Source organism: Jatrophihabitans sp. (genome assembly GCF_036389215.1).
GTDB lineage: Bacteria > Actinomycetota > Actinomycetes > Mycobacteriales > Jatrophihabitantaceae > Jatrophihabitans_A.
Genome location: NZ_DASVQG010000102.1, coordinates 1 through 11,946 on the forward strand (window position 1 = coordinate 1; position 11,946 = coordinate 11,946).

Consider the following 11,946-nt stretch of genomic DNA (forward strand, 5'->3'; position numbering starts at 1 on the left):
GACCGCGCGGCTGGCGCACCCGGTGCTGACGAGGTTCTGGATTGCGGGCTTGGCGAAGACGCTGGAGCAGCCGCTGCCCGCGCCCGACCACGCCGATTCCGACCAGCCGCGGGTGCTGGCCGACCGGACCAGCCGGGTGCCGCCGACCGCGGTGACGGTGGGAGCGCTTGCCGGGAAGCTGACGCCGTAGCCGCTGTCGCCGGTGCTGGCCGTGATCACCACGCCGGGATGGTCGAAGTGGTGGGCCTGGCCGCTGGAGTCACCGCCGCCGTAGCTGTTGGACACGAACTTCGCGCCCAGCGCCACGGCGGTGTCCACGGCGGTTCCCAGGTCGCTGGTGTAACTGCTGGCCGCCTCGACCAGCAGGATGCCGCACTGCGGGCACACCGCCGAGACCATGTCGACGTCCAGCGCGATCTCGGCGGCCCAGCCGGAGTTGGCGACCGGCAGTGGCGAGTTGGCACCGGCCTGATTCACCTTGCGGAAGCAGCCGTTGGCGGTGGTGCAGGCGGGCAGGCCGAACTGGGCGCGGTAGACCGCCAGGTCGGCCTCGGCGGAGGGGTTGTCATAGGCATCGACCACCGCGACGGTCTGGCCACTGCCACCGGTGGTGTCCAGGTGGTAGGCCGAGACCAGGTCGGCCGGGCCGTAACCGGCCGGCACTGCCGCCGGCATGGCCACCTCCGAGGAGCCGCTGAGGCCCGCCGGCTCGCTGACGTCGGTACGGCGCACACCCAGGCACCGCAGCTGCCCGGGCGCCGGCAGCCCGCACAGTTCCTGACTGGCAGCGCTGGTGGACGAGGTCGTGGCCGGCTCGGCGGTGAGGGCACCGGCCGGCCCCGTGGTCAGACCGGGGACGGCCGTCATGGCAGTGACGGTGAGTAGCGAGGCGCAGCCGAGCAGCAGGACGCGATCCAGCACGGTCCAGTGCGCCACGCAGCGGTGCAGCCCGGCGCTCCGCGACGCCATTGACACGCCGCGCCCCTGACGCGCACGCCTGAATAACCGGACCCGCAGGCCCGAACCCCCGCTCATTACGACTCCGTCCGTCGAGCGAGCCGCCAATCCGTTGGCAGCTACTTAACACAAATCTAACGTCCTATCGACTGGTTGGCAACTGTACCTAACCGACTCAGCTGAGCAGCCCGGCCAGTGCCGGATCGGTCCGGAGCAGGTCGTCCACCAAGCGACGCGCGACCGCGGCCGAGTTCACCAGCGGGGACAGGGCGAACGCGCGCAGCGCTGCCTGGTAGGAGCGGCCACGCACCGCCTCGATGGCAGCTCGCTCGGCGGCCCGTACCGAGGCGATCAAGCCGAGCTGGTGCAGGTTGAGCGGGGGCACCGGTAGCGGCCGGGCGCCGGCATGATCGACCTGGCACGGCACTTCGAGCACCAGATCGGGCGGTAGCTCGGGCAGCGTGTCGCCGTTGGCCACGTTCACGATCAGCTGCCGGGGGCGGCCGCCAGCCAGGGCCTGCATCAGGTCCAGGGCCACCTCCTCGTAGCCGCCGCCGGCCAGGTCCTGCTCGTCGCGGGGCTGCTCGGCACGCGCTTCGGCAAGGTAGCTCTCCTCCCGGCGGCGCCTGGTCGCCTCCCACAGGGCCGCGGCCTCGGCCGGCCGGGCTGCCGCCGCGGCGTAGAAGTCCTGCTGTTCGGCCAGCAGGAACTCGCCCCTGGTGGGCCCCGCGGCCAGCGCGGCGAGCACGTCGGCGGTGCTGTAGTAGAAGTGCAGGTACTCATTCGGCACGGCGGCCAGGGCCCGCAGCAGCGGTGCCCCGAACAGCCGGCCCTCCTCGAAGGACTCGAGGGCGGCATCGGAGCCGAACAGGCCCGGCAGCAGGTCCTGCCCGTCCCGGCGGAGCGCTCGCAGCCAGCCGAGGTGGTTGATCCCCACGTAGTCCGGCACCACCCGGCCGCTCGTCAGCTCGGCCTCGGCTACCCCGAGCACCCGGCACACCCGGCGGATCAGGCCCACCGGCGAGTCGCAGATCCCGATCACCCGGTCGCCCAGCACCGCCCGGCTGGCCTCGGTGATCAGGCCGGCGGGATTGGTGAAGTTGATCAGCCAGGCCCGTGGCGCCAGCTCGGCGACGGTGCGGGCCAACTCCAGCGCGACCGGCAGCGTCCGCAAGCCGTAGGCCAGCCCGCCGGCGCCGACCGTCTCCTGACCCAGCACGCCATGCGCCAGTGCCCGGCGCTCGTCGGCGACCCGTCCGGCAGCCCCGCCGACCCGGATCGCGGAGAAGACGAAGTCGGCATCGCGGACCGCCCTCGCGACCGAGATCTCCAACTCGATCCGGATCGCGGGATCGGGTTGCAGGACATGGTGGATCGTCGCCAGCCGGCCGGCATCGACGTCACACAGCACCAGCTCGGTGATCCCCGCCTCGGGACGGCGACGCAGCGCCCGGTAGACCAGGGGAACCCGGAAGCCGCCACCACCCAACAGCACCAATCGCATGTGGAAGACCGTAGTGAGGTGGCACCCTCGTAGGAATGAGCGAGCCTGACTTCGACGTGATCATGCAGGGCACGGTGTTCTTCGACGTCGTGCTGACCGGCCTGCCCGGGCTGCCGATCCAGGGAACCGAGGTCCTTGCCGAGGGAATGGGGTCCTGCCCCGGCGGGATCGCCAACCTGGCGGTGGCAGCCAGCCGGCTGGGGCTGCGGACGGCTCTCGCGGCGGCGTTCGGCGACGATGTCTACGGTGACTTCCTGTGGGGCACGCTGGCCGAGCAGGAGGGCGTGGACCTGTCCCGGTCGCAGCGGCTGGCGAACTGGCATTCCCCGGTCACGGTGTCGATGGCCGTCCAGCGCGACCGGGCGATGGTGACCCACAGCCATCCGTCGCCGATCTCGGCCAGCACCCTGCTGGCTGACCCGCCGTCGGCGGTGGCCGGCGTGGTGCACCTCGGCGAGGAGCCGGAGACGTGGGTGAGCACCGCCCGGCAGCGCGGCATGCTGCTGTTCGGTGATGTCGGCTGGGATCCGAGCCAGCAGTGGTCAGCCGACGTCCTGCAACAGCTCGAGGAGTTGCACGCCTTCCTGCCCAACAGCACCGAGGCGATGGCCTACACCCGGACCGACGACCCTCGGGCCGCCCTGCTCCGGCTGGCCGATTCGGTGCCGGTGGTGGTGGTGACCTGTGGCGGCCAGGGCTCGATCGCGATCGATTCCATCACCGGTGAGGAGGAATGGGTGCCCTCGTTGCCGGTGAACGAGGTCGATGCCACCGGCGCCGGCGACGTCTTCGCGGCGGCCTTCGTGCTGGCGACCCTGCGGCACTGGCCGTTGCGCTACCGGCTGGCGTTCGCCAACCTCTGCGCGGCGCTGTCGGTGCAGCAGGTCGGTGGCTCGCTGGCCGCGCCCGGCTGGGGCGACATCGCCGACTGGCTGGCTGCGGTCCAGAACCAGGCCGCGGCCGGTTCGCGGGCGGCCGGCGTCCTGCTGCACAGTTACGAGTTCCTGGCCGGGTGCATTCCGGCCGGTCCGGCGCCGACTGTCCGCCGGGCCAGCGCCACCATCGCCCGCACCTCGGACGCCTGAAGCGGCTAGACGACGAACGGCACCGGTTCCGCGGCGCTGTCCACCAGCCCCAACCTGACCGCGGTCAGCAGGGCCTGTGCCTTGCTGTTGGCCCCGAGCTTGTCATAGAGGCGTCCGACGTAGGTCTTGGCCGTCGAGGCGCTGATGTGCAACCGGAGCGCCAGGTCCGGAACCGAGAGGCCTGCCAGCAGCAGGCTGAGCACCTGGCGCTCGCGCTCGCTGAGCATGGGGACCGCCGGGGCGTCGCGGCGCCGTCGCAGCGCGGCGGCCAGTCCCCGGGAACTGAACGAGGATGCCGACACCGCGGCATGCCGGATGGCACCGAGGATCTCCGGTGACGAGGCCGTCTTGGAGACGAAGGCCGAGGCGCCGGTCTCCAGCGCCCGGAACAGCACGTCGTCCTCGCCGCGGGCGGTGAAGATCACGATGCCGAGGCCCTCGAAACGGTCGCGCAACTCGGCGGCGAGTTCCAGGCCCGGGCGATCGGGCAAGGACAAACCGATGGTCACCACGTCCGGCTGCAGGTGGCTGATCAGGCTGATCGCCTCGGCGGCGCTGCCGGCCTCGCCGACGGTGAGCAGGTCTGGCTGCCCGTTCACCATCAGTGCCAGGCCGAGCCGGGTCACCGGGTGCGCGTCGATGATGATCAACCGCGCCGGCGGTACCGGTCGTTCTGCGACATTCTGCATGCGTCGAGCATCAGCGGCCGGTCGAACCGCTGCTCCGTTATCCATGGCCCCCCGCTTAGGCCGTACTTCGACTTAACGTCAATGCATTCATCAAAGCACACTCCCGCCTCATACGGGGACACAATTTTCGCCGTACCGAGACGGCTCGCCCCTTATGCCCGTTACTGATTACGCACTGCTGTACCAACGCATACAGCCCGCGTGCGGCTGTCATCCGATCGGTGGACCCGAGGTCTGTCCGATCACCCGCTGCGGCCACCCGGACGACTCCGTCACGCTCACTTCACAAGTTCTTAGCGGTACCAAGCCGGGACGGGGGTCCTGCGTGACGATTGTCTGTGAGCCGGATCCGCAGGCGGCCAGGGTGCTGGTGGCGGCCATCGGCGGCGATGTCCGGACCGTGTCGCGGCTCAGCAAGGTCTCGGTGCTCCTGGTGACCACAACCGGCCATTGCACGGTGGTGATCGGTGCCACGGTCGGCTTCGACGAGGCGCTGAGGTTCACCGCCCAGGTCAGCGTCGAGCGCCCGGCGGTGACGGTGATCCTGGTGCGCGAACAGCCGAGCGCCGCCGAGGTGATGCGGGCGAAGAAGGCCGGCGTCCACGCGGTGTTCGATACCGGCGAGCACAATAAGATCGCGCACGCTTGTTCTGCGGTGAAACGGCCGCGGGCCGATGGCCAGGTCTTCTCGGTGTTCGCGGCCAAGGGAGGCTGCGGCAAGACCACCGTGGCGACGAATCTCGCCATCTCGCTCCGGCGGATGGGCAACGGCCGGGTATGCCTGCTGGATCTGGACCTCGACTTCGGCGACGTCGCGTCGGCGCTGAACCTGGACACCGACCGGACGCTCGCCCTGCTGATCGGCCCGCGTGATGTCGGCAACCTGCTGGACAGCGGAGAGCTGATCACCTCGTCCCCGCGAACCGGCCTGGACTGCATCCTGGCGCCGGTGGCGCCCGGGGACGCTGAACGGATCCGCCCGGCGAAGATCGGCCGGTTGCTGCGGGCTCTGGCCACCAGGTACGACGCCGTCGTCGTCGACCTGCCGGCGCGGTTCTCGCCGATCACGATGGTTGCCCTGGACCACGCCCACCACCACATCGTGGTGTCCACCCCGGAGCGCCCGGCGCTGAAGAACCTTCGGCTGACGCTGGACATCCTTGACCTGCTGGGCTATTCCCGCACGGCCAGATCGGTGTTGTTCAACCGCTCGGACAGCAGCGCTGCCATCACCGCCGGGGAAGTGGCAGCGGCCGTCCGCGGGCCGATCGCCGCCCACCTGCCGTCCAGCCGTGATGTCCCGGCGTCGATCAACCGGGGGGTGCCGTTGCTGACGGCCCAACCCGGGCATCCCGTCAGCGTCGCGATCGATCGGTTCGCCGACCGCTACGCGCCCAGCTCTGCCGGCGTCGCATGACGCACCGGCAGCACCAGACCGCGACAGCTGACCTGGCTGCTCGCCACACCAAGGGGGAAGAAGCAATGCTGGAACAACTGCGCAAGGCCCGTCAGGAGGAGAGCGGGTTCACACTCATCGAGCTCCTCATCGTCATCGTCATCCTCGGCGTGCTCGCCGGGATCGTCGTCTTCGCCGTCGGCGGCATCACCGACCGGGGCAACGTGGCGGCGTGCAAGTCCGACGTCAAGACCTACGAGGTCGCGTCCGAGGCCTACTACGCCAAGAGCAAGCCCTCTGCCTACGCAGCCAGCGCGCAGGCGCTGGTGGACGACAAGCTGCTGAAGGAGCTTCACACCGCGGGCGCCAACGGCTACACCATCAACTACGACCCGGCGGACGGCAGCGTGACGTCGACCGGGCTGACGCCCGACTGCAAGTAGCGGCAGCGGCAGGGCCGTCCGCCGGGACGGCCCTGCCTCACCGGCGTACCTGTCATCAGCATTCGGGGGAAGGCACTTCTCATGCACGGTCAACACATCGGCAGCCGCATCGACGGGCTGCTCGACGGGCTCTGGCGGGCCGGTGGCACCGACCTGTTGTTGACGGCCGGACTCGCGCCGCAATACCGGGTGCACGGGGATCTGTACTCGGTACCGGACGAGGCGAAGCTCAGTGGTGCCGACACCGAGGCGCTGCTTGCCGAGGTGCTCAGCCCCGCCCAATTCGACGCCTTCGCCGGCCGGCACGAGTACGACTTCTCCTTCAGCTGGCGCGACGAGGCCCGGATCCGCGGCAACGCCTTCACCCAACGCGACCAGATCACCCTGGCGCTGCGGATGATCCCGCGCCAGATTCCCACCATGGAGCAGCTGGGGCTGCCGCCGGTGCTCGGCGACTTCACCCGGCAGCACCAGGGCCTGGTGCTCGTCACCGGCCCTACCGGGTCGGGGAAGTCGACCACGCTGGCAGCAATGATCGACCAGATAAACACCCAGCGGGCATGTCACATCCTCACCATCGAGGACCCGATCGAGTACGTGCACGAGCACAAGCGCTCGGCGATCAGCCAGCGCGAGGTCGGCTCGGACACCGCATCGTTCCCCGACGCCCTGCGCGCCGCGCTGCGGGAGGACCCGGACGTGCTGCTGGTCGGCGAGATGCGTGACCTGGACTCCATCCGGTTCGCGCTCACCATCGCCGAGACCGGCCACCTGGTGTTCGCCACCCTGCACACCAACGACACCGCGCAGGCGCTGTCGCGGATCGTCGACGTCTTTCCCGGCGATCAGCAGGCGCAGGTGCGGGTCCAGCTGGCCGCGGCGCTGACCGGCATCGTCTACCAGCGGCTGCTGCCCCGAACCGGCGGCGGCATGATCGCCGCCTATGAGGTGCTGGTCGCCACCTCACCGGTGCGCGCGCTGATCAAGGAAGGCAAGACCCATCAGCTGCGCAACACCCTGCTCACCGGCCAGCGCGACGGCATGGTGACCTTCGAGCAGTCGTTGTCGGCGCTGGTGCGGCAGAACCTGATCAGCTACGACGACGCCGTGGCGCGCAGCCTCTATCCCAAGGACATCACCACGGTGTCGCGGGTGCCCGTGGGGGTGACGGCATGAAGCTACGTGCTCGTCACCAGGCGGAGGAGCCCACGCCGGAGCTGCCGATGTCGCCGTCGAGGGCACAGGCACCGGCCGATGTCGAGGTCCACGCGGGTGGTCGCCGGCTCGGCGAGTTGATCGTCGACGCAGGATTGGCGACCCAGGCGCAGGTGGTCGTGGCGCTGGAGGAGGCCCAGCAGGGCGCCACCAAGCGCCTGGGCCGGCTGCTGCTCGACCGCGGGATCATCACCGAGCGCGACCTCACCAGGATGATCGCCGAGCAGAGCTCGGTGCAGGCGGTCGACCTGCGCAGCGTCACGCCCGATCCTGAGGTCGCCGGCCTGATCACCACCGACAGCGCCCGCGCCCTCACCGCGCTGCCGCTGTCCGTCGAGGAGGACGGCACCGTGCTGGTGGCGGTGGCCGACCCCAACGAGACCACCGTCGCCAGCCTGCGCTCGCTGCTCGGCCGCGACGTCCGGATCGCCGTCGCAGGGCAGTCCGACCTGCTGCGAGCCATCGACAACACCTACCGGGCGATCACCGGCGTGAGTTCGCAGGTCAAGCTGTTCGAGGCCCGCGACGGCCTGCGCCGCGACGCCGTCCGGATGGAGACCCCGGCCGCCAGCGAGGACGCACCCGTGGTCCGGGTGGTGCAGCTGATGATCGCCCAGGGGGTGCGCGACCGGGCCTCCGACATCCACATCGAGCCGCAGAACGACCGGGTCAGGGTGCGCTACCGGATCGACGGCGCGCTGCACGACGTGCTGGACCTGCCGGGCTCGATGGGCCCCGCGATAGTCAGCCGGGTCAAGATCCTCGCCGGGATGAACATCGTCGAGCGCCGGCGGGCCCAGGACGGACAGATCAGCACCGAGATCGAGGGACGGGCGGTCGACATCCGGGTCTCCACGACCGCGGTGGTGGGCGGTGAGAAGGTCGTGCTGCGGCTGCTGGACAAGAGCCGGCCGCTGTTCAAGCTCGAGCAGCTCGGCATGCCGGCGGCAATGGCACAACGCTATGCAGCGACGCTGCGAGCGCCGTACGGCATGGTGATCTGCGCCGGTCCCACCGGCAGCGGCAAGACCACCACGCTGTACGGATCGCTGGCCGAGATCAACAGCCCGGACCGCAACATCATGACCATCGAGGATCCGGTGGAGTACACCTTCGCCTCGATCAACCAGATCCAGATCAACGAGCAGGCCGGTATCACCTTCGCCGGCGGCCTCCGCTCGATCCTGCGCCAGGACCCGGACGTCATCCTGGTCGGCGAGGTGCGTGATGTCGAAACCGCCCGGATCGCCGTCCAGTCCGCGCTCACCGGCCACTTCGTGCTGTCCTCGCTGCACGCCACCGACTCGGTCTCGGCACTGCACCGGCTGATCGACATGGGCATCGAGACCTTCCTGATCGCCTCCTCGGTCACCGCGGTGCTGTCGCAGCGGCTGGTGCGCCGGATCTGCCCGCACTGCCGCGAGCCCTACCTACCCACCGCCGAGGAACTGGCCTTCCTGCGTGCCATCGGCGGCGACGCCCCCGACGACGGGTTCAGCCATGGCGCCGGGTGCAACTTCTGCGCCAAGACCGGCTACCTGGAGCGGATCGGCGTGTATGAGATGTTGATGCTGTCCGACGGCATCCGGGAGCAGGTGCTCGACCGCGCCTCGCACGACGACCTGCGCAAGCTCGCCCGGGCCGAGGGGATGAGCACCCTGCTCGAAGAGGCGGTGGCCCTGGTGCGCGCCGGCACCACCAACCTCGCCGAGGTCATGCGATCCGTGTACGTGATGGGGGTCTGAGCCGTGCCCAGCTTCAGCTATTCAGCAACCCTGCCTACCGGGCAGCCGGCTCGCGGCACCGAGAAGGCGGCCAGCCGGGAGGCCGCCGAGCTGGCACTCTACGAGCGCGATCTCCGAGACATCCGGGTCGAGCCGAAGACGAGCCTGCTGCAGGCCGAGATCACCGCTCCGCGGGTCAAGCGGGATGAGCTGATGCACCTGTCACGCCAGCTCGGCGCGTTCATCCGGGCCGGCCTGCCGCTGATCGACGCGGTGCACACCATCGGCTCGGAGTCGGCCAACAGCTCGGCGCGCCGGATGATGGCCGAGGTGGAAAGGTCGCTGCGCGACGGTGACCGGCTCTCGACCTGCCTGGACCGCCATCCCAAGATCTTCCCGGCGTTCTACCGGGGCATCCTGCGCTCGGCGGAGCTGACCGGGCAGCTGGACACGGTGCTCGACCAGCTGGCCGACTACCTCGAACGCGACATCGAAGCCCGGCGCAAGGTCAAGTCCGCGATGATCTATCCCGCGGTGATCGCAGGCATGTCGGTGTTCACCGTCGCCATCCTGGCCGGGTTCGTGCTGCCCAGGTTCAAGGTGTTCTTCGCCAGCCTGCACGCCGACCTGCCGCTGCCCACCAGGATGCTGCTGGCGGTCACCGACTTCCTCACCAATTACTGGTGGATGATCCTGGCCGGCATCGCCGGCCTGAGCGCGATCATCGCGCTGGCGCTGCGCACCGAGGGCGGTCGCTACGCCCGGGACCGGTTCGTGCTGGCGGTACCGGTGCTCGGCGACACGGTCCAGTACGCGCTGGTCGAGCGGTTCGCTCGGATCCTGTCCTCGATGGTCAGCGCCGGCGTCAACCTGCCCGAAGCGCTTCGGGTGGCCAGCGAATCGCTGCGCAACCTGGTCTACATCCGGGCGCTGTCGCAGGTCGAGGAGTCGATGCTCGAAGGTGACGGGCTGGCCAGGCCGCTGGCCCGGACCGGGCTGTTCCCGAGCACCGCGTCGCTGATGATGCAGGTGGGCGAGCAGACCGGCACCCTGGACACCCAGCTGGAGGCGACCGCCCACTACTACGAGGGTGAACTCGATTACAAGATCAAGAAGCTGACCAGCCTGTTCGAGCCGGCGATCATCCTCGTGATGGGCGCGCTGGTCGGTTTCGTGGCCATCGCACTGGTGTCGGCGATGTACGGCATCTTCAACCAGGTCAATGTCTGACATGCTGCCCGAGGCCGATCGCGAACGCGGCGAGACGCTGCTGGAGTTGCTGATCGCGCTCACCATCATGTCGATCGCGGTGGTGGCGATCGTCGGTGGCCTGGTGGCCGGCGTCGCCGTCTCAGACATCCACCGCAAGCAGTCCACCGCCGGTGCCGCGGTGCGCGACTACGCCGAGATCGTCGAGAAGTACGTGGCCGGCGCCCCATACACCTCGTGCGCGGCGCCGTCGGCCTACGCGCCCGCTACCGTCGGCTTCACCGTGCCGTCCGGCGGCTACACCGCTACCGCCGTCGCACTTCGGTACTGGTCGGGCACCGCGTGGACCACCAGCCCGTGCACCGACGTCGGGCTGCGGGAACTCACCATCCAGGTCGCCAGCACCGACAGCCGGGCGGCCGAGCAGCTGGTCCTGGTGCTGCGCAAGCCCTGCGGGGACGGCTCGACATGCTGAAGCCGCACCTGCCAATGCGCGATGACGGCGGTTTCACCCTGGTGGAGCTGCTGGTGGCGATCGTGATCATGGCGATCATTGCCGTCCCACTGGGCGACGTGATCATCAGCTACCTGCACAACACCGACGCGACCACCGGCCGGCTGAGCGAATCGCACGACGCCCAGATCAGTGCCACCTACTTCCATGCGGACGTGGCCAGCCTCGGGGTGCGCAGCACCACCTACTCCTCGGACCCGTCCAAGCCGTATCCCTTCACCCAGTCGATCGAGGAGAATGCTCCTGCTACCGGCGGCCTCTTCCCTTGCGGGACCGCCGCAACGCCGAGCGCGGTGATCCGGTTCGGCTGGGACGACTACACCGACGCAGCGGCGTCCGCGCCGACCAGGATGCGGGTGGCCTACGTGGCCGACGCGGACGCCTCCGGTGAGCTGCAACTGCACCGGCTGGTCTGCGCGGGTTCGGCGACCGTCCTCACCGACACGGTGATCGCCCACGACCTGGTGAGCGTGGCGGCGAACTGCGTATCGCCCGCCGCGTGCGAGGGCAGCGCACCGCCCCTGATCGTCGAGCTGAAGCTGACCGTTCACGATCCGCAGAGTGCCGGCGCCGCCCCCTACGAGATCACCTTGACCGGCCAACGGAGGCAGTCATGATTCGCGCCGCACGCCGCCGGCTGGACCTGGCCGACGACACCGGCGCCACGCTGGTGCTGGCGCTGATCCTGATCACGGTGGTGGCGGTGGTGGTCGGGGCAGTGCTCTCCTTCGGCGACTCCAGCGTCCGGGTGACCGTCGCGCTGCGCGGCCAGGCCGCAGGGGTCTACGGCAGCGACGGCGCCGCGCAGGCCGCGATCACCGCGCTGCGCCTCTCACCGTTCAACAACAACACCTCGAGCCCGACCTACCCGAAGTGCTTCGGCGCCGGCGCCACCGGTGACACGCTGCAGTTGAACAACTTCTACCCCGGCACCAACGGTGGAGCGGCGTCCTCGGCAGCGGTGACCTGCACCGCCGACCCGAACTCCGGTGCCAGCGGTGGCCTGGTGGAGATCAACCCTGACAACAAGCCCGGCAACGCCATCCTGACGACGGGCACCAACGCCGCCGAGGACGGACTGAACATCAAGGCGCTGAGCAGCACGATCCCGTTCACGGTGCACGGCTCGGTGGTGTCGGACTCCAACATCCGGGTGACCAACGGCTCGCTGGAATCCAACGTGGGGGTGTTCGCACACACCGGCTGCTCG

At 69.6% G+C, this 11,946-nt stretch carries 11 protein-coding genes and 1 pseudogene; 9 read left to right on the top strand and 3 right to left on the bottom strand.

The annotated features are described in order from the left end of the window. Both VF542_RS04760 and VF542_RS04765 read right to left on the bottom strand, forming a co-directional pair. Window positions 1-969: S53 family peptidase (locus VF542_RS04760; protein WP_422653741.1), on the bottom strand; the 969-nt coding region annotated here is incomplete at its 3' end. A gap of 163 nt (window positions 970-1,132) precedes the next feature. Continuing rightward, window positions 1,133-2,461: a 6-phospho-beta-glucosidase gene (locus tag VF542_RS04765; protein WP_408650563.1), complete on the bottom strand. Its 1,329-nt coding sequence runs from the start codon at window positions 2,459-2,461 to the stop codon at window positions 1,133-1,135. Window positions 2,462-2,496: 35 nt separating this feature from the next. Here VF542_RS04765 and VF542_RS04770 point away from each other — a divergent pair, with 35 nt between their 5' ends. Beyond that, window positions 2,497-3,546, top strand: coding sequence for a PfkB family carbohydrate kinase (locus VF542_RS04770; RefSeq protein WP_408650564.1), 1,050 nt, complete (start codon window positions 2,497-2,499; stop codon window positions 3,544-3,546). A 5-nt stretch (window positions 3,547-3,551) separates the two neighbouring features. Here VF542_RS04770 and VF542_RS04775 read toward each other — a convergent pair whose 3' ends face one another. After that, on the bottom strand, window positions 3,552-4,235 hold the full coding sequence (locus VF542_RS04775) for a response regulator (RefSeq protein ID WP_408650565.1): 684 nt from the start codon (window positions 4,233-4,235) through the stop codon (window positions 3,552-3,554). Between the two features lie 325 nt (window positions 4,236-4,560). Between VF542_RS04775 and VF542_RS04780 the strand changes: the two genes are divergently transcribed. The 8 genes and pseudogenes from VF542_RS04780 to VF542_RS04815 all read left to right on the top strand — a co-directional run. Further along, complete coding sequence (locus VF542_RS04780) at window positions 4,561-5,652, top strand: AAA family ATPase (RefSeq protein ID WP_408650566.1); 1,092 nt, start codon at window positions 4,561-4,563, stop codon at window positions 5,650-5,652. Beyond that, complete coding sequence (locus VF542_RS04785) at window positions 5,649-6,074, top strand: competence type IV pilus major pilin ComGC (RefSeq protein WP_408650567.1); 426 nt, start codon at window positions 5,649-5,651, stop codon at window positions 6,072-6,074. Before VF542_RS04780 ends, VF542_RS04785 begins: the two co-directional genes overlap by 4 nt. 81 nt (window positions 6,075-6,155) lie before the next feature. Next, a complete protein-coding gene (locus VF542_RS04790) occupies window positions 6,156-7,250 on the top strand; it encodes a type IV pilus twitching motility protein PilT (RefSeq protein ID WP_408650568.1) in 1,095 nt (364 codons plus the stop codon). Beyond that, window positions 7,247-9,034, top strand: coding sequence for a GspE/PulE family protein (locus VF542_RS04795; protein ID WP_408650569.1), 1,788 nt, complete (start codon window positions 7,247-7,249; stop codon window positions 9,032-9,034). Before VF542_RS04790 ends, VF542_RS04795 begins: the two co-directional genes overlap by 4 nt. 3 nt (window positions 9,035-9,037) lie before the next feature. Continuing rightward, window positions 9,038-10,243, top strand: a complete 1,206-nt coding sequence (locus VF542_RS04800; RefSeq protein ID WP_408650570.1) for a type II secretion system F family protein — start codon at window positions 9,038-9,040, stop codon at window positions 10,241-10,243. Then, on the top strand, window positions 10,236-10,697 hold the full coding sequence (locus tag VF542_RS04805; RefSeq protein WP_408650571.1) for a PulJ/GspJ family protein: 462 nt from the start codon (window positions 10,236-10,238) through the stop codon (window positions 10,695-10,697). The genes VF542_RS04800 and VF542_RS04805 overlap by 8 nt, the downstream gene beginning before the upstream one ends. Then, window positions 10,691-11,353, top strand: a complete 663-nt coding sequence (locus tag VF542_RS04810) for a PulJ/GspJ family protein (protein WP_408650572.1) — start codon at window positions 10,691-10,693, stop codon at window positions 11,351-11,353. Before VF542_RS04805 ends, VF542_RS04810 begins: the two co-directional genes overlap by 7 nt. After that, window positions 11,350-11,946 (top strand): annotated as a pseudogene (locus VF542_RS04815) (hypothetical protein); the annotation flags it as partial. The gene VF542_RS04810 and the pseudogene VF542_RS04815, both read left to right, overlap by 4 nt.